The sequence below is a fragment of the Marmoricola sp. URHA0025 HA25 genome (assembly GCF_054059435.1).
In genome coordinates this window covers 4,220,456-4,247,215 of the sequence record NZ_JBSSCD010000001.1, presented here as the reverse complement: position 1 = coordinate 4,247,215, position 26,760 = coordinate 4,220,456, and the positions used below count along the sequence as shown (strand labels likewise).

Genomic DNA, 26,760 nt, shown 5'->3' with positions numbered 1-26,760 from the left:
CACCGCACCACGGTACGCACCTGATTACCGGTTCAGCGCGCTGAACCAGGGGCGAGGACGCGCAGACCTGGCGGTGCGCCCGAGCGGGCCAGGTCCAGCAGCGCGTCCACGTCGAGGTGCTGCTCGACCAGGTCACCGAGCAGCTCGAGGCGCGCCTCGCGACGCCCGGCGAACCTCACGTCGGAGCCCTGCCAGGTCCGGCCGGCACGTGCGGCAACCTCGGCGAGGAACGCCTGCCGGAAGCCGTCACCCTCCAGGCTCCCGTGCCACATCGTGGCGAACACGCCGTCCCTTGCGCCGCCGCCGGGGAACGCCGATGCGTGGCTGACGGTAAACGTCCCGTGGTGGATCTCGTAGCCGGTCACCGGCTGCCCGTACGCCGTACCGGAGGAGGAGCGGAGCACCTTGTCGGGACCGAACGTCGTGTCGGCATCGAGAAGCCCCAACCCGTCAGCGGTCGCGCCGGGCAAGCCCTCCACGCCTCCCGGGTCGACGATCCGGCGACCGAGCATCTGGGCGCCCCCACAGATCCCCAGGACCGAGCCGCCATTGCGCGCATGCTCGATGATCGCCTGGTCGAGCCCTCTGGCGCGCAGCCAGGAGAGGTCGGCCAGCGTCGCGCGCGTGCCGGGGAGCACCACGAGGTCGACACCGGCGAGCTCGTGCGGAGAGGCGGCGAAGACGACGTCGACGTCGGGCTCGAGGCCGAGCGCATCGATGTCGGTGAAGTTGCTGATCCGCGGCAGCCGGACCACCGCGACCCGCAGCCCGCCGTCGGCCGTCGAACGGCGGCTGTCGAGCTCGAGCGCGTCCTCGGAGTCCAGCCACAGGTCGGGATGCCACGGCAGCACGCCGTACGTCGGCCGCCCGGTCAGCCGGGTCAGCTCCTCGACGCCCGGCTCGAGGAGGGCGAGGTCACCGCGGAACTTGTTGACCACGAACCCGGCGATCAGCGCCTGGTCGGCCGCCTCGAGGAGTGCGACGGTGCCGTAGAGCGCGGCGAACAGGCCGCCGCGGTCGATGTCGCCGACGACGATCGTCGGGACGTCGGCGTGGCGGGCCAGGCCCATGTTGACGTAGTCGCTCTTGCGGAGGTTGATCTCGGTCGGGCTGCCGGCGCCCTCGGCGACCACCACCTCGAACCGCGACGCGAGGTCGTCGAACGCGTCGTGCGCAGCGCGCGCAAGGGCTGCCCTGCCGTCCGTCCAGCTCGCCGAGGTGACCGTCCCCGCCGGCCGGCCCATCACCACCACGTGGCTGCTGCGGTCGTCACCCGGCTTGAGCAGCACCGGGTTCATCGCGACCTCGGGGACCACCCCGGCGGCGAGGGCCTGGATCCACTGCGCCCGGCCGATCTCGCCTCCGTCGGCGCAGACCATCGAGTTGTTGGACATGTTCTGCGCCTTGTACGGCGCCACCTCGATCCCGCGGCGCCGCAACGCACGGCACAGCCCGGTGGTGACGATGCTCTTGCCGGCGTCCGAGGTGGTGCCTGCCACCAGGAGGGCGCTCACGCCGGGGTGCCCTCCAGCTGCGGGTCCTCCTCGGCGGCCGCCACCGAGTCACGGCACCAGCGCACCCACACGAACACCGCGAACCCGCCGAAGAACCACCACTCGATCGCGTAGAGCAGGTTGCGCAGGCCGGTGGTCGCCGAGACGCCGGGCTGACGGGGGGGTGTCACCGGCTCGACCCCGGCGGTCGCCGCAGTCGAGACGTGTCGCGCCACGACGTACCCGCTGTAGAGGTCCTGGTCGACGTGCTCGACGAGGCTGGCGATCCGCAGCGCCGGGATGACGTCGTCGCCAGGATCGCGGTCGACGGCGTCACCGCCCTCGGTGGCCTGCAGCCAGCCGGTGACCTGCACCGTCCCGGACGGAGCGGGCGCGCTCGGATGCGCGGTCCAGCCGCGCACGACCGGCATCGCCGACCGGGCACCGTCGACGAGCACCGGGGTCACCACCCAGTAGCCGGTGCGCCCGCGGAGCTCACGGTGCGAGACGTAGACGGTGTCCTCGCCCAGCCAGCTGCCGGAGAAGGACACCGGCTGGTCCTCGGACCGGCCCGGGAACGGACTGTCGCCGGTGATCACCCCGGACAGCGGCACTGCCGGCTGGTTCGCCAGGTCTCGCTCCGCGTCTGCGCGGTGCTGCTGCCACGCGTCGAGCTGCCACAGGCCGAGCCCGAGCGCGATCGCGACCGACACGATCATCGCGAGGTGTCCGGGCCAGAATTTCGGCCGGACCAGCAACGCGAGCACTCGACCAGCCTACGGGTGGGCTGCCATCCTCACCGGGTGACCTCCGTGATCCGGCACCTGAACTGCGTGACCATGTCGCCGAGCCTGACGATGCGCGGGCGGATGACGCCGGCCCGGATGGTCGCGCACTGCCTGCTCGTCGAGGGCGACCAGGGCCTGACGCTGGTCGACACCGGCTTCGGCACGGCCGACATCGCCGGAAAACGGATGGGCAAGGGCTTCATCCGGATGATGGGCCCCTCGCTCGACCCGGCCGAGACCGCCGTGGCCCAGGTCCGGGCCGCCGGGTACGACGCGGCCGACGTCACCGACATCGTGCTCACCCACCTCGACCTCGACCATGCCGGCGGACTCGGCGACTTCCCCGACGCCCGGGTGCACGTGTTCGGCGACGAGCTGGCCGCAGCCACCGCGCGCTCGACGCTCACCGAGAAGAGTCGCTACATCACCGCACAGTGGGCGCACGGGCCGCGCTGGATCGAGCACGCCGTCGCCGGCGAGGAGTGGCTGGGATTCGGGGCGGTCAAGGTCCTCAGTGACGACGTCCTGCTGATCCCGTTGCACGGGCACACGCGAGGCCACTGCGGGGTCGCGGTGCGACGGCCGTCCGGCGGCTGGTTCCTGCACGCCGGCGACAGCTACTTCGCGCACGGTGAGAAGGAGAGCCCGCCGACCTGCCCGCCGGGCCTGTCGCTGTTCCAGAAGCTCGTCCAGACCGACAGGAAGGCGCGCTACGCCAACGCCGACCGGGTGCGCTCGATGCACGCCGAGCACGGCCCGGACTCCGGCTCGGACGCCGTGGTCACCGTCTTCAGCGCCCACGACGCGGTCGAGTTCGACGCGCTCGCGGACGTCACCGACTAGCACTCGGGTCCGCGCGAGCCTCAGCTCATCCCGCCGTCGAAGGCCAGCACCGCACCGGTGATCATCCGCGCCTCCGGCGAGGCGAGGTAGACGATCGCCGACCCGATCTCCGCCGGGGAGATCGCCTTGCCCGGCAGCATCATCATCAGCCGGTCGGAGACCCGGGGGTCGAGGTCGTCGGGGAACATCTCGGCGACCTGGGAGACGATCGGGGTGTCCACGGTGCCGGGGCAGATCGCGTTCACCCGGATGCTCTCCGGAGCGAGCTCGAGCGCCAGCGAGCGCGTCAGCATGGTGAGCCCGCCCTTCGCGGCGGAGTACGCCGTCGTGTAGCCCTGCGGCTTGTTGCCGGCCACCGACGACACGTTCACGATGTTGCCCCTGCGGGCGCGCAGGTAGGGCAGCGCCGCCTGCATCGTCAGGAACGGTCCCTTGAGGTCGACGGCGTGCACCCGGTCCCAGTCGGCCTCGGTGATCTCGCCGAACCTGCCGAACTGCACGATGCCCGCGACGTTGGCGAGCACGTCGATCCGCCCCGCGGCTCCGCAGACCGCCATCGCGGCGTCGACCGATGCCTTGTCGGCGACGTTGCACGCGACGTACTCGACGCCCTCGGGCACGGTCGGCGCGATGTCCAGGCCGTAGACCAGGTCGCCGGCATCGCGGAACAGCTCGGCGGTCGCGTGGCCGATCCCGGACGCGGCACCGGTGATCACGACGACGCGCTGGTCGTCCCTGGGCTGGGTCATGGCGGGACGCTACCAGCGAAACTGGAATTCGTTCTAGATGCGAGGATCGGCCCCATGATCGATGAGCTGCCCGCCTGGGCGCGCCACCTCGGCCTGGGCCGGCACCCCGAGGGCGGCTGGTACGCCGAGACGTACCGCCATGCGTCCAGCACGGAGGTCAACGGGGCGACCCGGTCGCTCGGCACAGCGATCCACTTCCTGCTGCTGCCCGGCAAGTCGTCGGCCTGGCACCGGTCGCCTCGGACGAGCTCTGGTTCCACCACCGAGGCGGCGCGCTCCGGCTGTGGTCGGGTGGCGCCGGCGCCGTGCCGACGGACCCCACCGAGCAGCTCCTCGGCTCCGACCTGGAGTCCGGTGAGAGCCCGCAGCTCGTGGTGCCCGGCGGTCACTGGCAGGCAGCCCGCCCGGTCGACGAGGCGGTGCTGGTGAGCTGCGTGGTCGTGCCGGGCTTCGACTTCGCCGACTTCACGCTCGCGCCGGAGATAGAGCTGCCGCGCTGAGACGTCGGTGGAGCCTAGGGGACTCGAACCCCTAACCCCCTGCTTGCAAAGCAGGTGCGCTACCAATTGCGCCAAGGCCCCTTGCTGGTCGGGGACCAGCGCGTGTGGTGTCGTTCAGGCCTTCTCGACCGGGTCGGTGGCCTGCTGCCAGAGCGCCTGCTCGTTGCGGCTGGCGTCGAGCTTCTTCTTCACGAAGACGCCGCCGGCGACGGCGGCAGCGAGCATGAGGAGCTTCTTCATTCCGACCTCCCAGGGTGGATCGAGTGGGCCTAAGAGGACTTGAACCTCTGACCTCTTCCTTATCAGGGAAGCGCTCTAACCGTCTGAGCTATAGGCCCGGGTGGATCGGCGGAACCCGCGCGACCGAGAGGGAAGGCTACCCCATCGCGACGAGCGGCAACAAAACGCGAATGGCTCTGCTCAGCTGTCCTCGGCGAAGGTCACCTCGACGCCGCCGAGCAGCCCGGCCGCGAGGTTGTAGAGGAACGCGCCGAGGGTGGCGATCGCGGTGATCAGCACCACGTCGGCGACGGCCACGATCATCGTGAAGCCGAGGACCCGGGAGGTGCCCAGGTACTTCTGGATCTCGAACGGTGAGCCGCTGCTGTCCCCGATCGAGTCCTGGACGATCTTGTTCACCGAGTCCCAGAGGCCGGCAGCGCCGAGCACTCCCCAGACGATGCCGACGGCGACCACGGTGACGATCCCGAGTGCCACCGAGAGCAGGAACGCCGTCTTCATGATCGACCACGGCTCGACCTGCACCAGGCGCAGCCGGGCCCTGCGAACCGTGTGACCTCGCGGCGAAGGCTCGGACGACGACATCACCCGCTCACCCTTCGGCCGCTCGGCCCTCGACGAGCGCCCACGCTCCGACGGGGAGAGCAGCTCCTCGGGCGGTGGCGGCAGTACGACGTCACGGCTGGCCGGCGCTCCCGAGCGGCTCTCGCTCATCAGTCCTCCTCGGGGGCAGGTGCAGGTCCGTCCTCGATTGTTGCATCCAGGTCCTCACCGAACGAATCAGACATCGGCGGGGCTCCGTCGACCGCGGCATCGGCTGCAGCGTCCGTACCCGGTTCGCCGGCGTCCTCCTCGGCCACCTCCTCGGCGACCTTCTCCATGCTGCGGGCGACCACCGCGACGCTGTCGCCGTCCTTGGGCGTCACGAACTTCACGCCCATCGTGGAGCGGCCGGTCGGCCGGAAGTTCTCGTTGATCGGGCTGCGCACGACCTGGCCGTTGGCGGTGACCGAGAGGACCTCGTCACCGTCCTCGACGATGAACGCGCCGACGAGCTCGCCGCGCTGCTCGTTGGCCAGGGACATCGCCTTGATGCCCAGGCCGCCGCGGGACTGGGTGCGGTACTCCGCGATCCGGCTGCGCTTGGCGAACCCGCCGTCGGTGATCGTGAAGACGTACTGCACCTTCGCCTCCGGCGCGTCCTCGTCGGCCTCCTCGTTGGCCACCTCCGCCGCCCGGATCACCGACATCGACAGCAGTGAGTCGGCCCCGCGGAACTTCATCCCCATGACGCCGGAGGTCGCCCGGCCCATCGGCCGCAGCTGCGAGTCGTCGGCGGTGAAGCGGATCGCCTGGCCCTTGCGGGACACGAGCAGGATGTCGTCGTCGCTGTTGACCAGCTCCGCGCCGATCAGCTCGTCGTCGTCCTCGCGGAAGTTGATCGCGATGACGCCGGCCTGACGGGGACTGTTGTAGTCACCGAGCCGGGTCTTCTTCACCAGCCCGTGGCGGGTGGCGAGCACGAGGTACGGCGCCTGCTCGTAGTCGCGGATCGCCAGCACCTGGGCGATGTTCTCGTCGGGCTGGAAGGAGAGCAGCCCGGCGACGTGGCCGCCCTTCGCGTCGCGCTGCGCCTCGGGCAGGTTGTAGGCCTTGGTGCGGTAGACCCGGCCGGCCGTGGTGAAGAACAGCAGCCAGTGGTGGTTCGAGGTCGCGATGAAGTGGTCGACGACGTCGTCGCCCCGCAGCGTCGCGCCGCGCACGCCCTTGCCGCCACGCTTCTGGCTGCGGTACTGGTCGGCCCTGGTGCGCTTGGCGTAACCGCCTCGCGTGATCGTCACGACGAGGTCCTCGTCGGGGATGAGGTCCTCCATCGACAGGTCGCCGTCGGCCGCGATGATCTGCGTGCGCCGGTCGTCGCCGTACTTGTCGACGATCTCGCGCAGCTCGTCGGAGATGATCTGCCGCTGCCGCTCGGGCCGGGCGAGGATGTCCTCGAGATCGGCGATCTCGAGCTCGATCTTGGCGAGCTCGTCGATGATCTTCTGCCGCTCGAGGGCGGCCAGCCGGCGCAGCTGCATGTCGAGGATCGCGTTGGCCTGGAGCTCGTCGATGTCGAGCAGCTCGATCAGGCCCTGCCGGGCGTCGTCCACCTCGGGCGACCGCCGGATCAGGGCGATCACCTCGTCGAGCATGTCGAGTGCCTTGACCAGACCGCGGTAGATGTGGGCGCGACGCTCGGCGTCGGCGAGCAGGAACCCGGTCCGCCGGACGATGACGTCGATCTGGTGCTGGACCCAGTTGCTGATGAACTGGTCGACGGTCAGCGTGCGCGGCACCCCGTCGACCAGGGCGAGCATGTTCGCGCTGAAGTTGGTCTGCAGCTCGGTGTGCTTGAGCAAGTTGTTGAGTACGACGCGCGCCACCGCATCGCGCTTCAGCACCACGACCAGCCGCTGGCCGGTGCGGCCCGAGGAGTCGTCGCGGACGTCGGCTATGCCCTGCACCTTGCCGGAGTCGGCGAGCTCGGCGATCTTCAGCGCGAGGTTGTCGGGGTTGACCATGTAGGGCAGCTCGGTGATCGACAGGCAGGTGCGACCCCGGTTGTCCTCGTCGATCTCGATCACCGCACGCTGGGTGACCGAGCCGCGACCGGTGCGGTAGGCCTGCTCGATGCCCTCACGGCCGACGATCAGCGCGCCGTTGGGGAAGTCGGGGCCCTTGATCCGCTCGACGAGTGCATCCTGGAGCTCCTCGCGGGTCGCGTCCGGGTGCTCGAGCGCCCACTGCGCACCCGCGGCCACCTCGCGCAGGTTGTGCGGCGGGATGTTGGTGGCCATGCCGACCGCGATCCCGGCCGAGCCGTTGACCAGCAGGTTCGGGTAGCGCGAGGGCAGGACGACGGGCTCCTGGGAGCGGCCGTCGTAGTTGGGCTGGAAGTCCACGGTCTCGCGCTCGATGTCGCGGACCATCTCCAGCGCCAGCGGCGCCATCCGGCACTCGGTGTAACGCATCGCGGCCGCGGAGTCGTTGCCCGGCGAGCCGAAGTTGCCCTGGCCCTGGATCAGCGGGGCACGCATCACCCAGGGCTGCGCCAGGCGCACCAGGGTGTCGTAGATCGCGGAGTCGCCGTGCGGGTGGTACTGGCCCATCACGTCACCGACGACGCGCGAGCACTTCGAGAACCCGCGGTCGGGGCGGTAGCCCCCGTCGTACATCGCGTAGAGCACGCGCCGGTGCACGGGCTTGAGCCCGTCGCGGACGTCGGGCAACGCGCGTCCGACGATCACCGCCATCGCGTAGTCGATGTAGGCGCGCTGCATCGAGGTCTGCAGCTCGATCGGCTCGATCCGGCCGCCGGGTCCCGGGCCCTCGGGTCCGCCGGTCTCGTCGGTGGGGGTCTCAGTCATCAGTCAGTGCTTTCGTTCGCAGGAGTCAGGTGGGGGTCCGGGACTAGATGTCCAGGAACCTCACGTCCTTGGCGTTGCGCTGGATGAAGCTGCGGCGCTGCTCGACGTCCTCGCCCATCAGCGTCGAGAAGATCTCGTCGGCCTGGGCTGCGTCGTCCAGGGTCACCTGCAGCATCAGTCGCTGCTCGGGGTTCATCGTGGTCTCCCACAGCTCCTCGGCATTCATCTCGCCGAGGCCCTTGTAGCGCTGGACCGGGTTCTCCTTGGGCAGCTTCTTGCCCGACTCGAGACCGTCGCGCATCAGCGCGTCGCGCTCGGAGTCGGAGTACACGAACTCGTGCTCGGCCGGCTTGTTCCAGCGCAGCCGGTAGAGCGGCGGCTGGGCCATGTAGACGTAGCCGTGCTCGATCAACGGCTTCATGAACCGGAACAGCAGCGTCAGCAGCAGCGTGTTGATGTGGTGGCCGTCGACGTCGGCGTCGGCCATCAGCACGACCTTGTGGTAGCGCAGTTTGTCGAGGTCGAACTCCTCGTGGATGCCGGTGCCGAGCGCGGAGATGATCGCCTGGACCTCGGCGTTGGCGAGCACCTTGTCGATCCGTGCCTTCTCGACGTTGAGGATCTTGCCGCGGATCGGCAGGATCGCCTGGATCCGCGGATCGCGGCCCTGCCGGGCCGAACCTCCCGCCGAGTCGCCCTCGACGATGAAGACCTCGCACTCCTCGGGGTTCGTCGACTGGCAGTCGCTGAGCTTGCCCGGGAGACCGCCGCCGCCGAGCAGGCCCTTGCGGCTGCGGGCCAGGTCGCGGGCCTTGCGCGCGGCCATCCGCGCGGACGCCGCAGCCTGGGCCTTGCGCACGATGTCCTTGCCCTCGGCCGGGTTCTTGCCGAACCAGTCGCCGAGCTGGTCGTTGACCAGGCGCTGGACGAAGCCCTTGGCCTCGGTGTTGCCGAGCTTGGTCTTGGTCTGCCCCTCGAACTGCGGCTCCCCGAGCTTGATCGAGACGATCGCGGTGAGGCCCTCGCGGATGTCGTCGCCGGAGACCCGGTCCTCGCGCTTCTTGATCAGGCCCCACTCCTCACCCCAGTTGTTGACCATGGTGGTGAGCGCCGCGCGGAAGCCCTCCTCGTGGGTGCCGCCCTCGTGGGTGTTGATGGTGTTGGCGAAGGTGTGCACCGACTCGTTGTAGGAGGTGTTCCACTGCATCGCGACCTCGAGGCTCATGTGGTTCTCGGTGCCCTCGGGTGTCTCCGCCTCGAAGCTGATGATGGTCGGGTTGGCCTTGTCCTTGCGGCGGTTGAGGTACTCGACGTAGTCGACCAGGCCGCGATCGAACTTGAAGCGGCGCTCGAAGACCCCCGCCTCGCTGCGCACGTCGTCGGCTTCCTCCGCCTCGCCGGCATCCTCCTGCAGCGCGTCCTGCATGACCTCGGAGATCACCTCGGCGACCGGGCGCTCGTCGCGGACGACGATCTCGAGGCCCTTGTTGAGGAAGGCCATCTCGCGGATCCGGTGCAGGATGGTCTCGAGGTTGTAGTCGGTGGTCTCGAAGATCTCCTCCGACGCCCAGTAGGTGATCGTCGTGCCGGTGCTCTCTCCGGGCTCCATCGGGCGCACCTGCTCCAGCTCGCCGTCGGGTACGCCGATCGAGAACGACTGCCGCCACAGGTGGTCGCGGTTCTTGACCTCCACGATCACGTGGCTCGAGAGCGCGTTGACCACCGAGATGCCGACGCCGTGCAGGCCGCCGGAGACCTTGTAGCCCCCTCCGCCGAACTTGCCGCCGGCGTGCAGCAGGGTGAGCGCCATCGTGACCGCCGGGATGCCCTCGGTCGGGTGGATGTCGGTCGGGATCCCGCGCCCGTTGTCCTCCACGCTCACCGAGCCGTCGGCCCGAAGGGTCAGCACGATCCGGTCGCAGTAGCCGGCCAGGGCCTCGTCGACCGAGTTGTCGACGACCTCCCAGATCAGGTGGTGCAGCCCGCGCTCGCCCGTGGAGCCGATGTACATCCCGGGCCGCTTGCGGACCGCTTCGAGGCCCTCGAGGACCTGGATCGCGCTGGCGTCGTACTTGCCCTCTTCGACGGCGGAACCGAAGCTGTTTTCGTCGGCCACGTACGGCTTCCTCTTCACTTGGTCAGGACCCGGGCGTCGGCCCGAGACGACATGGGAACGGTCGCCACTCGCGGTGTCTCCACAGCTCGGACGACCAATCGTCAGTCTACCGGTCAGGGGCCGCAAATCACGTGTCGCACCACCAACCTGGGGGGATCTTCGACCGAAATCGGCCCCCAGAGGCGTGCAAGCGCCTCACCAGCCCAGTTTCAGGGGGGCGGGCAGGTCCCTGTACGGCGGCCGAGCCGTCAGGGGCCCTCAGCCGTACGTGTCGCGCGGGCCCCGGCCCTTGACCCGGAACCGGCCCGAGGTCCACCGCGGCGTGTGCGGGCCCAGCACGTCGATCACCTCGACGGTGCCGTCACCGAGGTCCTGGTTGAGCCGGTGGACCAGGTTGCCAGCGAGCAGCTTCATCTCGGTCGCCCAGGCGGTGGAGTCGGTGCGCACGACGAGCCGGCCGTCGGCGTAGGACTCCGGGGTCACGTGGGCGGCCACCTCGTCGCCGACCACCGAGGCCCAGCGCGTGAAGACGCCGTGCACCCGCAGCTCGGTCTCCCAGCCCTGGTCGCTGACCAGCCGCCCGAGGGTGCTGTCGAGCGGCTGCGGGTCGCGGTCGTCGGGATGGGCCGAGGAGCTGATCGGGTCGACCCGGCGGGTGTTCCGCAGCCGCCGGCGAGCGCCGGTGCGGCCAGCGAGGCCGCGCGCGATGATCCTGGCGAGGTCCAGTCCGCGCTCGTCGTGCGGTGCGACCGGGTCGTCCTGGGCCGCGGGATCCGACTCGGGCCGCTGCTCAGTCATCGGAGGTGACCTGGCCGTCGGCGACGGTGAAGCGGTGGCCGCGCAGCTGGCCGGGGATGTCGTCGGGGACCGCCGCGGTGATCAGCACCTGCTCGGCGTCGGCGACGAGGTCGGCGAGCTGAGCCCGGCGACCGGTGTCGAGCTCGGCGAACACGTCGTCGAGGATCAGCACCGGGTCGTCGCCAGTGGCCCTGAGCAGGTCGTAGGACGCCAGCCGCAGCGCGAGTGCGAAGGACCAGGACTCCCCGTGACTCGCGTACCCCTTGGCCGGCAGGTCGCCCAGGCTGAGCACCAGCTCGTCGCGGTGGGGGCCGACGAGGCTGAGACCGCGGTCGAGCTCGTCACGCCGGCGTGCCTCGAGTGCGGCGAGCAGCTGTGGTTCGAGGTCACCGGGCCCGACGTCGAAGGACGCTCGGTAACCAAGCGTCGCATCGTCCCGGCTGGCGCCACGAGCCACGGCCTCGTAGGCCTTCCCGACCAGCGGGGTGAGGTCCTCGACCAGCTGGGTCCGGCGGCGCATGATCTCCGCCCCGAGCTCGGCGAGCCGGTTGTCCCACACGGCGAGGGTCGAGAGCGCCGACTCGGCAGACGCTCCCCCACGTCGTGCGGCCCCGGCCGTCTTCAGCAACGAGTTGCGTTGCTTGAGCACCCGGTCGTAGTCGGCCCGCGTGCCGGCGTACCGGGGAGCGAGCTGGGTGAGCAGGTCGTCGGCGAACCTCCGGCGCTCGGCGGGATCGCCCTTGACCAGGGCCAGGTCCTCCGGGGAGAACACCACCGTGCGCAGCAGCCCGAGCAGCTCTCGCGCCTTCGGCAGCGGTGACCGGTTCACCCGCGCGCGGTTGGAGCGCCCGGGATTGATCTCGATCTCCAGCACGGCTCGGCGCTCGTCGCGGACGACGGCGGCACGGACGACGGCCTGCTCGGCACCGTGGCGGACCAGCGGCGCGTCGGCGGAGACCCGGTGGGAGGTCAGCCGCGACAGGTAGTCGATCGCCTCGACCAGGTTGGTCTTCCCCTGCCCGTTGCGCCCCACGAACGAGGTGATCCCCGGACCGATCTCCACCTCGACGGCGGGATAGGACCTGAAGTCGTGCAGCGAGAGGTGGGCGACGTACAAGTGGCGGCGCCCGTCAGCTCTCCGACGGCTTGGGTTTCCCCGTCGCGCCGGCGGCCTCGGCCTCGGGGGCCTGCGCCGGAGGTGCCTGGGCCTTCGGCTTGTCCTCCTTGGCGACGTCGCCGCCCGGAGGGGGCGCCGTTTGCAGGGCGTGGCCGCCGAACTGGTTGCGCATCGCCGCGACCGCCTTCATCGCCGGACTGTCGTCCTGGCGCGACACGAACCGCGCGTAGAGCGCCGCGGTGATCGCCGGCGTCGCGACGGCGTGCTCGATGCCGGCCTCGACGGTCCACCGGCCCTCGCCGGAGTCGTCGGCGTAGCCGCGGATGCCCGCCAGGTCGGGCTGCTCGTCGAGTGCCGCGACGAGGAGGTCCAGCAGCCAGGACCGGATCACGGTGCCTTCGCGCCAGGACCGGAACACCTCGGTGACGTTGTCGACCATGTCGACCTTCTCGAGCAGCTCCCAGCCCTCGGCGTAGGCCTGCATGATGGCGTACTCGATGCCGTTGTGGACCATCTTCGAGAAGTGACCAGCGCCGACCGAGCCGGCGTGCACCCAGCCGAACTCACCCTCGGGCTTGAGCGCGTCGAAGACCGGCTGGGCGAGCTCGACGTGCTTGGCGTCGCCGCCGCTCATGAGTGCATAGCCGTTCTCGAGACCCCACACGCCGCCCGAGACGCCGCAGTCGACGAAGCCGATGCCCTTCTTCGACAGCAGCTCCTCGTGGCGCAGGTCTTCGGTCCAGCGCGAGTTGCCACCGTCGATGACCAGGTCGCCTTCACCGAGCAGCTCGCTGAGCGCGACGATCGTGTCGTCGGTCGGGCCGCCGGCCGGCACCATCACCCAGACGACCTTCGGGCTGTCCAGCTTGGCGACCATGTCCTCGAGGGAGGGGACGTCGGCGACGTCCGGATTGCGGTCGAAGCCGATCACCTCGTGCCCGGCGTTGCGGATCCGGGTGCGCATGTTGCCGCCCATCTTCCCGAGTCCGACGAGTCCCATCTGCATGCGCGTCCCTTTCGCCGTTGTCGATCTCTCAGGAGAGCAGGCGGCGCGGCATCAGCAGGTAGCGGAAGTCGGCGTCCGACTCTCCGTCGAGGGAGTCCACTCCCGAGAGTACGACGGGCTTCGAGGCGGTCGTGAACGCCAGCTCGACGAACGACGACTCCAGGGCGGTCAGCCCGTCGAGGAGGAACTGCGGGTTGAAACCGGTGGTCAGGTCGTCGCCGGTGACGCTGGCCTCGATCGACTCGCTGGCCATCGCCTCCTCACCGGAGCCGGCGTCCAGGGTGAGCACGCTGTCGGCGAAGGACATCTGCACGGCGGTGTTGCGCTCCGCGACGAGCGCGACCCGCTTGACCGCATCGATCAGGACAGCCCGGTCGACCCGAGCAAGGGTCAGGTGCTCGCTGGGGAACAGGGAGCGCACCTTGGGAAACTCCCCGTCGAGCAGCCGGGTCGTCGTACGTCGGACGCCGCCGCCCGCGGAGCCCTCGAAGCCGATGATGCCCTCGCCCGTGCCCGACGACGACAGCGCGATGGAGATCTCCGAGCCGCCGGTGAGTGACTTGGCGGTGTCGGCGAGCACCTTCGCCGGGACCAGGGCGGCCGCCGACAGGTCGGGGGCGCCCGGGTCCCACTCGAGCTCGCGCTGGGAGAGGCGGAACCGGTCGGTGGCGAGCATGGAGATCGTGGACCCGTCCATCTCGATCCGGACGCCGGTCAGCACCGGGAGCATGTCGTCGCGGCCCGCTGCGGTGACCGCCTGGCCGACCGCGTGGGCGAACAGCTCGCTCTTGACCTTGCCCCGGGACTCGGGCATCGACGGCAGCGTTGGGTAGTCCTCGACCGGCATCGTCTGCAGGCTGAACCTCGCCGAACCACAGGTCAGCGTGACCTTGGCGCCCTCGACGGCCATGTCGACCGGCTTGTTGGGCAGGCTCCGGCAGATGTCGGCCAGCAGCCGGCCCGAGACCAGGGCGCGACCCTCGGCCGAGACGTCGGCGTTGAGCGTGGCACGCGCCGACGTCTCGTAGTCGAACGTGGACAGCTGCAGCCCGTCGGCCCCGTCGACCGACCCGGCCTCGATGAGGAGGCCTGCCAGGACAGGGGCGCTGGGACGCAAGGGCAGGGCGCGGGCCGTCCAGGCGACGGCATCGGCGAGTACGTCGCGCTCGACGCGGAACTTCACGGGCGGTGCCTCCTGCGGGTCGGCCTCAGGTACGAGGGAAGTGCATCCTGCCACGTGGACCGGTCGCTCGGCAGGTTGTCCCCAGGGAGAGCCGCGAGCGGTGATGATCCGGCGAAGGAGTCAATTGAAGATCTCGTCGTAGTAGTAGGGCCGGTGGACGCTGTGGAAAACCAAGGGAACCGCAGGTCACCGACACTTTCCGCGTCCCCAGGGCCTGTGGATCCGGTGTGGAGGAGCGACCGGGCGCTGTGAGCCGGCGGCGCCGATGTGCGTCGTCGTGACGTGCGCTCCACAGATACTCCCCGTGTGATTCCACGACTTCGGGCCGTGGAACCACAGGAACTCACGACTGCTTGGCCTGCTGCTTGATCCGCATGGTGAGCTCGTTGACCGTCTTGTAGACCGTCTGCCGCTCGGCGAGGTCCTTGCGGATGCGTCGCTCGGCGTTCATCACCGTGGTGTGGTCGCGGCCGCCGAACTGCTGGCCGATCTTCGGCAGCGAGAGGTCGGTCAGCTCGCGGCAAAGGTACATCGCGATCTGGCGTGCCGTCACCAGGGCGCGGGTCCGGCTCGGCCCACAGAGGTCCTCGATGCTGAACGAGTGGTACGACGCGGTCTGGGCGATGATCAGGCCGGCGGTGACCTGGGGCTCGCCACCCTCGGGGATGAGGTCCTTGAGCACGATCTCCGCCAGGGTCAGGTCGACCTCCTGGTGGTTGATGCTGGCGAACGCCGTCACCCGGATCAGGGCACCTTCGAGCTCACGGATGTTGGTCTGGATCCGGCTGGCGATGAACTCGAGCACGTCGGCAGGTGCGTGCAACCGGTCGGCGGCGGCCTTCTTGCGCAGGATCGCGATCCGGGTCTCGAGGTCGGGCGGCTGCACGTCGGTGAGCAGGCCCCACTCGAAGCGGTTGCGCAACCGGTCCTCGAGCTGGGTCAGGCGCTTGGGTGGGCGGTCGGAGCTGATCACGATCTGCTTGTTGGCGTTGTGCAGCGTGTTGAACGTGTGGAAGAACTCCTCCTGGGTCTGCTGCTTGCCCTCGAGGAACTGGATGTCGTCGATGAGGAGCACGTCGACATCGCGGTAGCGACGCTGCAGCGCGGCGGTGTTGGCGTCCTTGATCGCGTTGATCACGTCGTTGGTGAACGCTTCGGAGGAGACGTAGCGGATCTTGGCGCCGGTGTAGAGGCTGCGCACGTAGTGCCCGATCGCGTGCAGCAGGTGGGTCTTGCCCAGACCGGAGTCGCCGTAGACCAGCAGCGGGTTGTAGGCCTTGCCCGGCGCCTCTGCGACGGCCACTGCGGCGGCGTGGGCGAAGCGGTTCGAGGAGCCGATCACGAAGGTCTCGAAGGTGTACCGCGGGTTGAGCGGGCTGTCGGGGATCCCGGTCGTGAGCGAGGCCGCACCCATCTGGATATTTGTCGACAAATCGGTTTGTTGATGTATCGCTGAAGTGCTGCGGGACTCGGCCGGCGGGCCGTACCGCTCGCCGTAGCCGGCGCCGGGGACCGCGGCCGGGTCGGCCGGTGCGTCCGGGGTGAAGACGTCGGCCCGTTGCTCGGTACCAGGTCCGTCGGCCTGGGGCTCTCCGGGTCCGGCTGCGGCCGGGTCCGCCGGAGCGAGGGTGTCGTCGACGCTGACCGCGATCCGGATCGGCCGGTTCAGGCTGTCGCTGAGGGCGTCCTCGAGACGGGTGCGCAGCCGGCCCTCGAGCTGGGTGCGGGTGAACTCGTTCGGAACCGCGATCACGGCGGTCGACTCGGCCAGCATCACCGGCTTGCTCGAGGCCAGCCACACCCGCTGGTTGGGAGCCAGGCTGTCCAGGATCTCGGGCCACAACACATCGAGTTCTCGCCCATTGGCTGCTGCTGGCTCCACGTGCGTCTCGCGCTCCCCTCAGTCGAGACGTCGGTCCGCCGGTCTAGGCCACGCGAATTACGTCTGGTTGGTCCACTTGTGCCGATCCACACCTTTGTCCACAGGGTGTGCAAGGTGCGCGGGCGCTGAATTGAGCGCGCAGGGCGGGTTTGCGGGCGTGGTCGGTGCTCGGACGCTAACAAGCAGGGACGAGTCGGGCAACCGGTTCTCCACAGGTTCGGCGATTCACTCGGCGTGTCGCCAGAATTTGCCAGGAAGTGCGGGCAAGATCGGTTCTTTTGAGCTGCGGCAGCCGGCTCGGTCACCCCGGCCGGCTCGTCGAATTGACCCTGCGGACGCCCGCCACGTACCGTTGGCAGGTCGAAACCGGTTCGACCGGTGCCGCATGTCCACGACCGGGCCCTGGCCAGCGCTCAGCTGGCGCATCACCTTGGGTCTTCCGCGCGGGCAGGCGGTGCCAGTGGTTCGACGTACTGGCGACGTACTGCGTCGTGCGACCCGGTTTGTGGACACGTCCCAACAACGCCTCTGGAGTGAGCTCGTGAGCAAGCGTACGTACCAGCCGAACAACCGTCGCCGCCACAAGGTGCACGGCTTCCGCCTGCGGATGCGCACCCGCGCCGGTCGCGCGATCCTGTCGGCGCGCCGTGGCAAGGGTCGCAAGAGCCTCTCTGTCTGAGGCCTGGCCACGGGAGTGCTGTCCGCCAGCCATCGCCTGAGCGCTGCCACTGACTTCCAGCTGGCGGTGCGTCGGGGGCGGCGCGCGGGCGGTCCGCTCGTGGTCCTGCACCTGGTGAGCGCAAATGTCGACAAAGCAACAAGTGGACTTGGAGCCGCACCGCCGGCCCGGGTCGGCTTCGTCGTGTCGCGAGCCGTCGGCGGCGCGGTGGTCCGCAACCGGGTCAAGCGCCGGCTGCGTCACCTGATGCGGGAGCGGGTGGCGGCGGTCCCGAGCGGATCTCTCCTCGTGGTGCGCGCCCAGCCGGCGGCAGCCGAGGCGTCCCACCGGGATCTGGGCGACGCCCTGGATCGTTGTCTTCGTCGAGTGGTCGGCTCGTGAAGTACCTCCTGATCGGCCTGCTGAGGGCCTACCGGTTCGCGATCAGCCCGCTCTACGGCCAGGTGTGCCGGTACCACCCGTCCTGCTCGGCGTACGCGCTCGAGGCAGTCACGGTGCACGGAAGCGTGAAGGGCAGCTGGCTGGCGGTACGCAGGATCGCCCGCTGCAACCCCTGGGCCCGGGGGGGCTACGACCCCGTGCCCGCCAAGCCAGACCTGAACAACACCTCCCGGCGGTCGACGCCGGGCCATGTGAACACGACTCAAGGAGTCTGAGTGGGTTTCCTCGGCGATATCGGCAGCTTCATCATGACGCCGCTCTACTACCTGGTGTCACTGGCGCTGGTCGGCTGGCACAAGGTGTGGGGAGCCGCCTTCGGAGCGGAGTCGGGCATCTCCTGGGTGCTCTCGATCATCGGCCTGACCGTGCTGATCCGGGCGGCGCTGATCCCGCTGTTCGTCAAGCAGATCAAGTCGAGCCGGAACATGCAGCTGCTCCAGCCCAAGGTCAAGGAGCTGCAGAAGAAGTACGGCCACGACCGTGAGCGGCTGACCCAGGAGACGATGGCGCTCTACAAGGAGACCGGGACGAACCCGTTCTCCTCGTGCCTGCCCCTGATCGTGCAGATGCCGATCTTCCTCGCGCTGTTCCGCCTGCTCAGCAAGGCGGCGGGCGGACATGGCCACGGCGTGCTGACCGACTCCGACGCCAAGCTGTTCGCGCACGCGCCGATCTTCGGCGGCACGATCTCGTCGAGCTTCACCAAGCCCGACGGACACACGTCCGTGCAGATCGTCGCCATCCTCCTGGTGATCGCGATGACGGCGACGACGTTCCTGACCCAGCGTCAGCTGATGAGCAAGAACATGCCGGCCGACGCCCTCAGCGGACCGTATGCCCAGCAGCAGAAGCTCCTGCTCTACGTGCTGCCACTCGTCTTCGCGGTCGGCGGCATCGCGTTCCCGATCGGCGTGCTGCTCTACTGGACCACGTCGAACCTGTGGACCATGGGCCAGCAGTTCTACGTGATCCGCAACAACCCCGCGCCGAACACCGAGGCGTTCCGCGCCAAGGAGCGCCGCGACGCCGAGAAGGCCAAGCGTCATGGCCGGGAGCCTGCCTCCGGCAGCACCGCCACAGCGCTGGCCGAGCCCGAGGAGTCGCCCGCACCGCCGGTCGCGCCGAACCGCGCGCAGCCCAAGCGCCAGTCGCGCAGCCAGCGCAAGACCGGCGGCAAGCCGGCCCCCACACCCAACCAGGCTCAGAAGCAGTCCCCGAACAAGGGATCGCAGGCCAAGCCGAAGCCCACGACCGATCAGGGAGAGAGCGCGTGACCGAGAGTCCCGTGACCCAGGACCAGGACCAGACCGAGCCCGAGGACCGTCTCGACGAGGTGGCCCAGCCGGCCACCGACGCCGACGACACGACCGACGACACGACCGACGACACGTCGGGCTCTTCGGAGCAGGAGCCCACCCGCGAGGCGCCGCGTTCTGAGGCACGCTCGGGCATGACCCGCGCCGAGCGGCTCGAGCAGGAGGGCGAGATCGCCGCCGACTACCTCGAGGAGCTCCTCGAGATCGCCGACCTCGACGGCGACCTCGACATGGACGTCGAGGGTGACCGCGCGACCGTCTCGATCGTCGGGGCCGACCTGCCGCAGCTGGTCGGCAGCAACGGTGAGGTGCTCGAGGCACTCCAGGAGCTCACCCGGCTCGCCGTCTACCGTGAGACGGGAGAACGCTCGCGGCTGATGCTGGACGTCTCCGGTCACCGGGCTTCCCGGCGCGAGGCGCTCGAGGAGCGGGCGGCCGCGGTTGTCGCCCAGGTCAAGGAGTCCGGCCAGTCGGTCTCACTGGAGCCGATGTCGCCGTTCGAGCGCAAGGTGGTCCATGACGCCGTCGCGGCCGCCGGCCTCTCCTCGGAGTCCGAGGGTGTCGAGCCGCGCCGCCACGTCGTGGTGCTCCCCTCCTCGTGACGATGCCTCGCTGTTTCACGTGAAACCAGCCTCAGAAGCATTCGAGACACCCTCTGCGCCGGAACTGGCGCGGAGGGTGTTTTCCGACTCGCTCCCCTCGGCGGAGGCGTATGCCACGCTCCTGGCAGGAGAGGGCACGCTTCGCGGGCTGATCGGACCCCGTGAGGTGCCCAGGATCTGGGAACGGCACCTGCTCAACTGCGCGCTGGTGACCGACCTTGTGGAGCCGGGGGCGGCGGTCTGCGACATCGGCTCGGGAGCCGGGTTGCCCGGGCTGGTGATGGCGATCAGGCGACCGGATCTGAGGCTGACCCTGGTGGAGCCGTTGCTTCGCCGGACGTCGTTCCTGGAGGAGGCCGTCGACGCGCTGGGCCTCTCGAACGTGGAGGTCACCCGCGCGCGGGCGGACGCGCTGCACGGCGAGCGGACGTTCGACGTGGTGACCTCGCGCGCCGTTGCCCCGCTGGACCGGTTGAGCCACTGGTCTTTGCCCCTGGTCAGGTCTGGCGGAGTGTTCCTCGCCATGAAAGGCTCCTCGGTGCGAGCCGAGCTCGCATCAGCCGTCGGTGCCATCGACGCCGAACGGGGAAGCGGGGCGGAGATCCTGGAGCTCGGGACGGGCCTGCTGGAACCACCGGTGCGGGTCGTTCGCGTCGTGAAGGGGTGAGGCCGATGTCGATTCGCGAGGCGTTGGGGTGGCCGGGCGCTCAGGACGGCGCAGAGTTTTCCACCGGGCTGGGCTGGCCCCGTGAGCGTGGGAATCCACAGATCGACCCCAGTTATCCACAGCCACCCCCAGGCGTTTCACGTGAAACATCGAGCCAGGAGCCGCGAGTGCCCGACCCCGACAGCGTCCCGGAAATGGACCCGGAGAAGGTCCCGGAGGAGGTCACGGAGGACGTCGCGGAGCAGGCCACCACGGCCGGGTCGCGAGACGTACCGACCCCCCTGCGGGTCCAGACCGCTGCCGAGCTCGAGGCGGACGTGCGCGCCTTCGACGACCACAGCACGCCGCTGGCACGGGCACTCGAGGCGGAGCTGCGGGTGCGCCAGCACCTGAGCTACAACGACCCGTTGCCGCGCCCGGATCGCACCCGGGTGATGGTGGTGGCCAACCAGAAGGGCGGGGTCGGGAAGACCACCACCACGGTCAACCTCGCGGCTGCGCTCGCGATGCACGACCTGCGGGTCCTCGTGGTCGACCTCGACCCGCAGGGCAACGCCTCGACCGCGCTCGGGGTCGATCATCGCCGGGGCACGCCCTCGTCGTACGACGTGCTGGTCGACGGCGCCGCGATCGCGGACGTGGTCCAGCAGCACCCGGACATCAAGGCACTCCAGGTCGTGCCGGCGACCATCGACCTGGCCGGGGCCGAGATCGAGCTGGTCAGCGTCGTCGCCCGTGAGAGCAGGCTGCGCAAGGCGCTCGCGGCGTTCCACGAGATCGGCGACGGAGACGGCGACCGGCTCGACTACGTGTTCATCGACTGCCCACCGTCGCTGGGGCTGCTCACCCTGAACGCCCTGGTGGCCGGAGTGGAGATGCTGATCCCGATCCAGGCGGAGTACTACGCCCTGGAGGGTCTGGGCCAGCTGGTCGAGACCGTGGAGATGGTCAAGGCACACCTGAACCAGGACCTGTCGATCACCACCATCCTGGTGACCATGTACGACGCGCGCACGAACCTGGCCGCAGGCGTGGCCGACGAGGTGCGCCGGCACTTCGAGGAGCAGGTGCTCGACACGACGATCCCCCGCTCGGTGCGCGTCTCGGAGGCGCCCAGCTACGGGCAGACCGTGATGACGTACGATCCGGGATCGCCGGGGGCGCTCAGCTACCTGGAGGCGGCCCGCGAGCTGGCCGTCAGGGGCACCTGGACGACGGGCGGACGGGCATGAACGACAAGAGACCCGAGCGACGACGTGGGCTCGGACGTGGTCTCGGCTCGCTGATCCCCACCCAGGCCGAGCAGTCCACCGAGGTCGACCTCGAGGCCCGTGCCGCAGCTGCCACCGACCCCACCCTGGGGCTGGCCGCCGTGGCCGGCGCCCACTTCGCCGAGCTGCCGGTGACCTCGATCAGGCCGAACGCCCGGCAGCCGCGCCAGGTCTTCGACGAGGACGCGATGGCCGAGCTGGTCCACTCGGTCCGCGAGATCGGGCTGCTGCAACCGGTCGTCGTCCGACGAGTCGCCGACACCGATGGCACGGACGGCTCAGACGGCTCACCCGGCGCCCCCGGTGAGGACCGCTACGAGCTGATCATGGGGGAGAGGCGCTGGCGCGCGGTGAGCGAGGCCGGCCTGGACACCATCCCGGCCATCGTCCGCGACACCGGCGACGACGTGATGCTGCGCGACGCGCTGCTGGAGAACCTGCACCGCTCCCAGCTCAACCCGCTGGAGGAGGCGGCCGCCTACCAGCAGCTGCTCGACGACTTCGGGTGCACCCACGACGAGCTGTCGACCCGGATCGGCCGCAGCCGGCCGCAGATCAGCAACACGCTGCGGCTGCTCAAGCTGTCCCCGGAGGTGCAGCGCCGGGTCGCGGCAGGTGTGCTGTCCGCCGGGCACGCGCGCACCCTCCTCGGCGTCCCCGACCCGGCAGCACAGGACCGGCTCGCCGCCCGGGTGGTCGCCGAGGGCATCTCGGTCCGGGGGCTCGAGGAGATCGTTGCCGTCGGTGGCGGCCAGGAGGAGGCGGGCGAGACCGTGAGGGTCCGGGCCCGTCGCCCGACCGCCCCCGGTCTGGCCGACCTCAACGAGCGGCTCTCCGATCGCCTGGACACGCGGGTGAAGGTCACCCTGGGCAAGTCGAAGGGGCGGATCGCGATCGAGTTCGCCTCCCTGGCGGACCTCGAGCGGATCGTCGGGGTCATCGACCCCCGGCCGTAGCAGCCGGGATCGATCCGGCGCTCTAACGATTTATCGATAAGTCGACAAATAGACTGATCGCCATGTCGGCGGATCGACGAATCGGCGCTACTTCCTGGTCTTCCTCTTCGCGGCGCGCTTCTCCAGCTTCCGCTGGGCGCGCAGGCGGCGCTCCTCGGCGTACATCGCTGCGGCCTCCTCAGGGGTCGGTGCCGACCCGCCGTACGCCGCGGGCAGCCACCACGAGCCCGGCGGCTGCTCCTCGGCAGGGTGCGAGGTGATCAGCCGGTCGAGCATCGCCTCCATCCGCGCCTGGAGGTCGGCCGTCACCGCGTCGAGATCGTCGTCGGTGGTCGGGTGCAGCGGCTCTCCGACCTCGATCCCCACGGTCTTGTGCCGGCCGAAGTCACGTGGCTTGCCCTTGGTGAGGAAGCGCTGGGTGCCCCAGAGCACGATCGGGATCAGCGGCACGCCCGCATCGGCGGCGATGCGCACCGCTCCGGTCTTCAGCGGCTGGAGCAGGAAGCTGCGGGAGATCGTCCCCTCCGGGAAGATCCCGACCAGCTCGCCGGCGTCCAGGTAGCGCCGAGCCTCCACGAGTCCGGCCCTCGCGTCGCCGCGGTCGATCGCGATGTGGTGGAAGGAGCGCATCACCGGCCCGCCGATCGGGTGGTCGAAGACCTCCTTCTTGGCCATGAACCGAGTGAGGCGGCCGCGGACGACCCCGGGGTATCCGGCCATCACGTAGTCGACGAACGACAGGTGGTTGACCGCGAGCAGGGCACCGCCCTCGCTCGGGATGTTCTCGGTGCCGGACATGACGATGCGGACATCGCCGAGCTTGAACCAGGTCTTTGCGGTCGCAACCACGACGGGGTAGACGATGTCGCGCACAGGGGACCGTCCTCGGGACTCGATGGGGCTCCGATCGTGCCATGGCGGCGCTCGACCGGGTCCCGCGGGCCGAATAACCGGGCACCGCCGCGATCGCGCTCTGCGAGACTGTGGCCATGCGCCGCATCGTCCAGAGCCGCAAGCTGCAGCACGTCCGGTACGACGTCCGGGGGCCGATCCTGGTCGAGGCCCAGCGGCTCGAGGCAGAGGGCCACAAGATCCTCAAGCTCAACATCGGCAACCCGGCGCCGTTCGGGTTCGAGGCGCCCGAGGCGATCGTGGCCGACATGATCCACCACCTCCCGGAGGCCGAGGGCTACTCCGACTCGCGGGGGATCTACGAGGCCCGCACCGCCGTGGCGCAGTACTACCAGAGCCACGGCCTCACTGACACCGCCGTCGACGACGTCTTCATCGGCAACGGCGTCTCCGAGCTGATCTCGCTGGTCCTGCAGGCGTTCCTCGACGACGGCAACGAGATCCTCGTGCCCGCGCCGGACTACCCGCTGTGGACCGGCGCGGTGACGCTGTCGGGAGGCACCGCCGTCCACTATCGCTGCGACGAGGAGAACGGCTGGAACCCCGACCTGGAGGACATCGAGTCGAAGATCACCGAGAACACCCACGCGCTGGTGATCATCAACCCGAACAACCCGACCGGCGCGGTCTACAGCGAGGACGTCGTCAAGGGGCTCGTCGACATCGCCCGGCGTCACGAGCTGGTGATCTTCAGCGACGAGATCTACGAGAAGATCCTCTTCGACGACGCCGTGCACCACCACACCGCGAAGTACGCCGGTGAGGACGTGCTCTGCCTGACCTTCAGCGGCCTGTCGAAGGCCTACCGCGTCTGCGGCTACCGGGCCGGCTGGGTGATGGTCTCGGGACCCAAGCACCTCGCTGATGACTTCCTCGAGGGCCTGACCCTGCTGGCGAACATGCGCATGTGCGCGAACGTCCCCGGGCAGCACGCCATCCAGACCGCGCTCGGCGGCTACCAGTCCATCAACGAGTACATCCACCCCGGCGGCCGGTTCTACGAGCAGTCCAAGACGGCGTGGCGGCTGCTGAACAAGATCGAGGGCGTCACCTGCACCGAGCCGATGGGCGCGCTCTACTGCTTCCCGAAGCTCGACACCGAGATGTTCGGCATCGCCGACGACCAGGAGTTCGTGCTCGACCTGCTGCGGGCGAAGAAGATCCTGGTCACCCACGGCACCGGCTTCAACTGGTTCGAGCCCGACCACTTCCGCCTGGTGACGCTGCCCGACGTCGACACCCTCACCGAGGCGATCGACCGGATCGCCGACTTCCTGGGCACGCTGCGTCGCTGATCTCGCTCTCGCTCCGTCCTACGATGGACGCATGGGACGCCAGGTCGAGCGGCTGACGCTGGACAACCTCGCGCTGCTGCCCGGTCCGTGCGAGACCTGCGTGTTCTGGGAGCTCGACCCGGTCCGCCGCCAGCAGGTGCGCGGCCACGAGGCCGAGGAGAAGGCCGCCTGGCTCTCGGGGATGCTGCGCGACTGGGGCTCGGTGGGCCGCGTGGTCCGGCTCGACGAGCGGGTCGTCGGCCACCTGCTGTGGGCCCCGGCGGTCCACCTGCCGGGGAGCGCGGGCTTCGCGACCGCGCCGGTGAGCCCGGACGCGATCCTGCTCGCGACCGGCTACGTCGACCCGGCGTTCCGGGGCCAGGGGCTCGGCCGTGTGCTGGTGCAGGGGATGGCCAAGGACCTGATCAAGCGTGGCGGCATCGGGGCCGTCGAGGCGTTCGGGGCGACCAGGCCACGCGAAGGGGAGTGCGTGCTGCCGGTGGACTTCCTGCTGGCGGTGGGCTTCCGGACCCATCGGCCGCATTCGGCGTACCCACGGATGCGGATGGACCTGGCCACCACGGTCTCGTGGCGCGAGGAGCTGGAGACGGCGCTCGACCGGCTGGTCGGCGTCGTGGCGGGCAAGCGACGCGCGCCCAGGCCGACGTCGCCCACGGTGCCGCGCGGGACCGGCCCGCGCCCCCAGGCGCAGCTGCCCAGGATCAGTCGGCCGCGCGGATCGCGGAGCGCAGCTCACTGACGCGCAGCACGCCGGTGTGTGCGTCGGCGTCCGGGCTCAGGTAGAAGCGCTGCACCGCGACGACGACCGCCTCGGCCAGCACGTCGCGGAAGCCCGGGTCGGCCAGACGGCGGGCGTCGCCGGCGTTGGACAGGTAGCCGGCCTCGAGCTGGATTGCCGGCATCCGGGTGCGGCGCAGGAAGTCCCACGCCTTCGCGTGGCAGCGCAGGTCGACCAGGTCGGTACGCGCGACGATCTCGCGCTGGACGAGGCCGGCGAAGCGCTCGCCCGCCGACGACGTCGTGTCCGGGTCGCCGGTGCCGAAGTAGTACGTCGCCACCCCGCACGCGTCGGGGTTCGAGGAGGCGTCGACCGCGAGGGAGATGCACAGGTTGGCGTCGGTGCGGTTGGCGAACGTGGCCCGCTCGAGCTCCTCGGAGTGGTCGTTGCCGGTGGGCGCCGAACGGTGCCGGCCGGCGCGCGAGGCGGTCAGGAAGGCCTGGACCCCCGTGGCGACGAGCCGGCCCTCGATGCGCGCGGCGAGGTCGTGGACGATCTCGCCGGCTCGCTCGGCGTACTCGTCGGGCAGCTGCCGGCCGCGGGCGGGGTCGATCACCACGATCTTGCCGACCAGCTGCGGGCCCGCGGCCCGGATCCGCTCGCGGGCGCGCATCGCGTTGGGTGCGCCACCGCGCACCATCGGTGCGAGCTGGGCGAGCGCCTTCAGGGTCGCCGGACCGCAGGTGCCGTCGGCCGGGATGCCGAAGTTGCGCTGGAAGTCGCGCAGGCCGGCCTCGGTGGCGGGACCGAAGTACCCGTCCACGCGACCGATCTTGAAGCCCAGCTCCAGGAGCCGGCGCTGGAGGGCGAACACGTCGTCGCCGGCGATGAGGTTGCCGGGCAGGTGGGTGAGGATCCGGTCGCCGAGCGACCAGCGAGCCTCGTCGAGGCGCCGGTACGTCGCGGAGCCGACGACCCCGTCGACGTGGAGTCCGCGTTGCTGCTGGAACGTGCGCACCGCGAGCTCGACGCGTTCGTCGTAGTCGTGGGGGAGGTCTCCCTCGATCAGCCCCTGTCGCGCCAGCAGCTCGACGATCTGGATGACCGCCGCACCGGAGTCACCACGGCGAAAGCTCGTCTGCACCGTTGCGTCCAACAGGAGGCCTCCCTCGCGTTCGGTCCCGCAACGGCCGTCCCGAGTGGGCCATTGCTGTGCCTACTGAAACAGAAGGTGCGCCGGGAACCAAGACGTGGTCCGGAACGGACCGCATCGGTTCCCGGCGCACCCCTGTTCGAGCTGAGCGGCCGGGCTGACCCGGGTCAGGCGTCGAGGATGTCCGCGAGCTCGCGCAGCAGCGCGGCCTTCGGCCGGGCGCCGACGATCTGCTTGACGACCTCGCCGTTCTGGTAGACGTTGAGCGTCGGGATCCCGGTCACGCGGTACTGCGCCGGGGTCACGGGGTTCTCGTCGACGTTCATCTTGACCAGGCGCAGCTTGTCGGGGTGCTCCGCGGCGATCTCGTCGAGGATCGGGGAGACCTGGCGACACGGGCCGCACCACTCGGCCCAGAAGTCGACGAGGACGGGCGTCTGGGACTTCAGGACCTCGGTCTCGAAGTCGGCGTCGGTGACGGCCTGCAGGTCGGCCATGGTTGCTCCTTGGGTCTACGGGTGGGCGTGCGCTTGCTGGTACGACTCATTCAACACGCAGCGTCGGACAAATCTTCCCGGGCACCGGTGTCGCGGGTCACTGGACCAGCGCGGCGGCGGACTTGGCG

The 26,760-nt window shown here is 69.9% G+C and carries 26 protein-coding genes, 2 tRNA genes and 1 pseudogene; 12 read left to right on the top strand and 17 right to left on the bottom strand.

The genetic code is table 11. The annotated features are described in order from the left end of the window. Window positions 1-32 precede the first annotated feature (32 nt). A complete protein-coding gene (locus tag ACVW00_RS20865; RefSeq protein WP_457112813.1) occupies window positions 33-1,514 on the bottom strand; it encodes a cobyric acid synthase in 1,482 nt (493 codons plus the stop codon). Then, window positions 1,511-2,260 carry an SURF1 family protein gene (locus ACVW00_RS20860; protein WP_457112812.1) on the bottom strand — a complete coding sequence of 250 codons (750 nt, stop codon included), beginning with the start codon at window positions 2,258-2,260 and terminating at the stop codon, window positions 1,511-1,513. Before ACVW00_RS20860 ends, ACVW00_RS20865 begins: the two co-directional genes overlap by 4 nt. A gap of 36 nt (window positions 2,261-2,296) precedes the next feature. Here ACVW00_RS20860 and ACVW00_RS20855 point away from each other — a divergent pair, with 36 nt between their 5' ends. Beyond that, window positions 2,297-3,124 (top strand): MBL fold metallo-hydrolase, encoded by an 828-nt coding sequence (locus tag ACVW00_RS20855; protein ID WP_457112811.1) that lies wholly within the window; start codon window positions 2,297-2,299, stop codon window positions 3,122-3,124. Between the two features lie 20 nt (window positions 3,125-3,144). Here ACVW00_RS20855 and ACVW00_RS20850 read toward each other — a convergent pair whose 3' ends face one another. Next, window positions 3,145-3,873, bottom strand: a complete 729-nt coding sequence (locus ACVW00_RS20850; RefSeq protein ID WP_457112810.1) for an SDR family NAD(P)-dependent oxidoreductase — start codon at window positions 3,871-3,873, stop codon at window positions 3,145-3,147. 54 nt (window positions 3,874-3,927) lie between these two features. Between ACVW00_RS20850 and ACVW00_RS20845 the strand changes: the two are divergent. Beyond that, a pseudogene (locus ACVW00_RS20845) lies at window positions 3,928-4,373 on the top strand (cupin domain-containing protein). Between the two features lie 8 nt (window positions 4,374-4,381). Here the strand turns inward: ACVW00_RS20845 and ACVW00_RS20840 are convergent. The 11 genes from ACVW00_RS20840 to dnaA all read right to left on the bottom strand — a co-directional run bounded on the left by ACVW00_RS20840 (window position 4,382) and on the right by dnaA (window position 16,125). Next, a tRNA-Ala gene (locus tag ACVW00_RS20840) sits at window positions 4,382-4,454 on the bottom strand. A 33-nt stretch (window positions 4,455-4,487) separates the two neighbouring features. After that, window positions 4,488-4,613, bottom strand: a complete 126-nt coding sequence (locus tag ACVW00_RS20835; RefSeq protein ID WP_457112809.1) for a DLW-39 family protein — start codon at window positions 4,611-4,613, stop codon at window positions 4,488-4,490. 24 nt (window positions 4,614-4,637) lie between these two features. Further along, a tRNA-Ile gene (locus ACVW00_RS20830) sits at window positions 4,638-4,711 on the bottom strand. 82 nt (window positions 4,712-4,793) lie between these two features. Next, complete coding sequence (locus tag ACVW00_RS20825) at window positions 4,794-5,327, bottom strand: DUF3566 domain-containing protein (RefSeq protein ID WP_457112808.1); 534 nt, start codon at window positions 5,325-5,327, stop codon at window positions 4,794-4,796. After that, complete coding sequence (gene gyrA, locus ACVW00_RS20820) at window positions 5,327-8,023, bottom strand: DNA gyrase subunit A (protein ID WP_457112807.1); 2,697 nt, start codon at window positions 8,021-8,023, stop codon at window positions 5,327-5,329. The genes ACVW00_RS20825 and gyrA overlap by 1 nt, the downstream gene beginning before the upstream one ends. Before the next feature lie 43 nt (window positions 8,024-8,066). Further along, window positions 8,067-10,139, bottom strand: a complete 2,073-nt coding sequence (gyrB, locus tag ACVW00_RS20815) for a DNA topoisomerase (ATP-hydrolyzing) subunit B (protein WP_457112806.1) — start codon at window positions 10,137-10,139, stop codon at window positions 8,067-8,069. A 258-nt stretch (window positions 10,140-10,397) separates the two neighbouring features. Then, window positions 10,398-10,937, bottom strand: a complete 540-nt coding sequence (locus tag ACVW00_RS20810) for a DUF721 domain-containing protein (RefSeq protein ID WP_457112805.1) — start codon at window positions 10,935-10,937, stop codon at window positions 10,398-10,400. After that, on the bottom strand, window positions 10,930-12,054 hold the full coding sequence (gene recF / locus ACVW00_RS20805) for a DNA replication/repair protein RecF (protein WP_457112804.1): 1,125 nt from the start codon (window positions 12,052-12,054) through the stop codon (window positions 10,930-10,932). The genes ACVW00_RS20810 and recF overlap by 8 nt, the downstream gene beginning before the upstream one ends. Before the next feature lie 13 nt (window positions 12,055-12,067). Further along, the gene (gene gnd / locus ACVW00_RS20800) at window positions 12,068-13,060 is read right to left on the bottom strand and encodes a phosphogluconate dehydrogenase (NAD(+)-dependent, decarboxylating) (protein ID WP_457112803.1); all 993 of its coding nucleotides are present in this window, start codon (window positions 13,058-13,060) and stop codon (window positions 12,068-12,070) included. Window positions 13,061-13,088: 28 nt separating this feature from the next. Further along, complete coding sequence (gene dnaN / locus ACVW00_RS20795; protein ID WP_457112802.1) at window positions 13,089-14,243, bottom strand: DNA polymerase III subunit beta; 1,155 nt, start codon at window positions 14,241-14,243, stop codon at window positions 13,089-13,091. Between the two features lie 343 nt (window positions 14,244-14,586). Beyond that, entirely contained in the window at window positions 14,587-16,125 is a 1,539-nt protein-coding gene (dnaA, locus tag ACVW00_RS20790) for a chromosomal replication initiator protein DnaA (RefSeq protein ID WP_457112801.1), read from the bottom strand. Window positions 16,126-16,666: 541 nt separating this feature from the next. Here dnaA and rpmH point away from each other — a divergent pair. The 8 genes from rpmH (at window position 16,667) to ACVW00_RS20750 (ending at window position 22,057) form a co-directional block, all read left to right on the top strand. Further along, window positions 16,667-16,804 (top strand): 50S ribosomal protein L34, encoded by a 138-nt coding sequence (gene rpmH / locus ACVW00_RS20785; RefSeq protein WP_457112800.1) that lies wholly within the window; start codon window positions 16,667-16,669, stop codon window positions 16,802-16,804. A gap of 15 nt (window positions 16,805-16,819) precedes the next feature. Continuing rightward, a complete protein-coding gene (rnpA, locus tag ACVW00_RS20780; protein WP_457112799.1) occupies window positions 16,820-17,185 on the top strand; it encodes a ribonuclease P protein component in 366 nt (121 codons plus the stop codon). Continuing rightward, window positions 17,182-17,460 carry a membrane protein insertion efficiency factor YidD gene (gene yidD, locus ACVW00_RS20775; protein WP_457112798.1) on the top strand — a complete coding sequence of 93 codons (279 nt, stop codon included), beginning with the start codon at window positions 17,182-17,184 and terminating at the stop codon, window positions 17,458-17,460. Before rnpA ends, yidD begins: the two co-directional genes overlap by 4 nt. Further along, complete coding sequence (gene yidC, locus ACVW00_RS20770) at window positions 17,461-18,519, top strand: membrane protein insertase YidC (RefSeq protein WP_457112797.1); 1,059 nt, start codon at window positions 17,461-17,463, stop codon at window positions 18,517-18,519. Window positions 18,520-18,695: 176 nt separating this feature from the next. After that, window positions 18,696-19,163, top strand: a complete 468-nt coding sequence (locus ACVW00_RS20765; protein ID WP_457113152.1) for a Jag family protein — start codon at window positions 18,696-18,698, stop codon at window positions 19,161-19,163. Window positions 19,164-19,239: 76 nt separating this feature from the next. Next, on the top strand, window positions 19,240-19,830 hold the full coding sequence (gene rsmG, locus ACVW00_RS20760; RefSeq protein ID WP_457112796.1) for a 16S rRNA (guanine(527)-N(7))-methyltransferase RsmG: 591 nt from the start codon (window positions 19,240-19,242) through the stop codon (window positions 19,828-19,830). 167 nt (window positions 19,831-19,997) lie between these two features. Beyond that, a complete protein-coding gene (locus tag ACVW00_RS20755) occupies window positions 19,998-21,062 on the top strand; it encodes an AAA family ATPase (protein WP_457112795.1) in 1,065 nt (354 codons plus the stop codon). Next, window positions 21,059-22,057: a ParB/RepB/Spo0J family partition protein gene (locus ACVW00_RS20750; RefSeq protein WP_457112794.1), complete on the top strand. Its 999-nt coding sequence runs from the start codon at window positions 21,059-21,061 to the stop codon at window positions 22,055-22,057. Before ACVW00_RS20755 ends, ACVW00_RS20750 begins: the two co-directional genes overlap by 4 nt. 87 nt (window positions 22,058-22,144) lie before the next feature. Here the strand turns inward: ACVW00_RS20750 and ACVW00_RS20745 are convergent, their stop codons facing one another. Beyond that, on the bottom strand, window positions 22,145-22,930 hold the full coding sequence (locus ACVW00_RS20745; protein WP_457112793.1) for a lysophospholipid acyltransferase family protein: 786 nt from the start codon (window positions 22,928-22,930) through the stop codon (window positions 22,145-22,147). 116 nt (window positions 22,931-23,046) lie between these two features. On the opposite strand from ACVW00_RS20745, the gene ACVW00_RS20740 reads away from it, so the two are divergent. Together ACVW00_RS20740 and ACVW00_RS20735 are read left to right on the top strand one after the other, a co-directional pair. Further along, complete coding sequence (locus ACVW00_RS20740) at window positions 23,047-24,264, top strand: pyridoxal phosphate-dependent aminotransferase (protein ID WP_457112792.1); 1,218 nt, start codon at window positions 23,047-23,049, stop codon at window positions 24,262-24,264. A 31-nt stretch (window positions 24,265-24,295) separates the two neighbouring features. Then, window positions 24,296-25,003 (top strand): GNAT family N-acetyltransferase, encoded by a 708-nt coding sequence (locus ACVW00_RS20735; RefSeq protein ID WP_457112791.1) that lies wholly within the window; start codon window positions 24,296-24,298, stop codon window positions 25,001-25,003. On the opposite strand, the gene ACVW00_RS20730 is transcribed toward ACVW00_RS20735, so the two are convergent. Both ACVW00_RS20730 and trxA read right to left on the bottom strand, forming a co-directional pair. Then, entirely contained in the window at window positions 24,966-26,126 is a 1,161-nt protein-coding gene (locus ACVW00_RS20730) for an N-acetylmuramoyl-L-alanine amidase (RefSeq protein WP_457112790.1), read from the bottom strand. The genes ACVW00_RS20735 and ACVW00_RS20730 overlap by 38 nt on opposite strands. Window positions 26,127-26,302: 176 nt before the next feature. Further along, on the bottom strand, window positions 26,303-26,632 hold the full coding sequence (gene trxA, locus ACVW00_RS20725) for a thioredoxin (protein WP_457112789.1): 330 nt from the start codon (window positions 26,630-26,632) through the stop codon (window positions 26,303-26,305). Window positions 26,633-26,760: the final 128 nt, after the last annotated feature.

Bases quoted from the DNA above. Each gene is read 5' to 3' on its own strand.
- ACVW00_RS20850 (WP_457112810.1), bottom strand. From the start codon at position 3,873: ATGACCCAGCCCAGGGACGACCAGCGCGTCGTCGTGATCACCGGTGCC.
- ACVW00_RS20835 (WP_457112809.1), bottom strand. From the start codon at position 4,613: ATGAAGAAGCTCCTCATGCTCGCTGCCGCCGTCGCCGGCGGCGTCTTC.
- ACVW00_RS20825 (WP_457112808.1), bottom strand. From the start codon at position 5,327: ATGAGCGAGAGCCGCTCGGGAGCGCCGGCCAGCCGTGACGTCGTACTG.
- gyrA (WP_457112807.1), bottom strand. From the start codon at position 8,023: ATGACTGAGACCCCCACCGACGAGACCGGCGGACCCGAGGGCCCGGGA.
- ACVW00_RS20810 (WP_457112805.1), bottom strand. From the start codon at position 10,937: ATGACTGAGCAGCGGCCCGAGTCGGATCCCGCGGCCCAGGACGACCCG.
- gnd (WP_457112803.1), bottom strand. From the start codon at position 13,060: ATGCAGATGGGACTCGTCGGACTCGGGAAGATGGGCGGCAACATGCGC.
- ACVW00_RS20765 (WP_457113152.1), top strand. From the start codon at position 18,696: ATGACCCGCGCCGAGCGGCTCGAGCAGGAGGGCGAGATCGCCGCCGAC.
- ACVW00_RS20750 (WP_457112794.1), top strand. From the start codon at position 21,059: ATGAACGACAAGAGACCCGAGCGACGACGTGGGCTCGGACGTGGTCTC.
- ACVW00_RS20740 (WP_457112792.1), top strand. From the start codon at position 23,047: ATGCGCCGCATCGTCCAGAGCCGCAAGCTGCAGCACGTCCGGTACGAC.
- ACVW00_RS20735 (WP_457112791.1), top strand. From the start codon at position 24,296: ATGGGACGCCAGGTCGAGCGGCTGACGCTGGACAACCTCGCGCTGCTG.
- trxA (WP_457112789.1), bottom strand. From the start codon at position 26,632: ATGGCCGACCTGCAGGCCGTCACCGACGCCGACTTCGAGACCGAGGTC.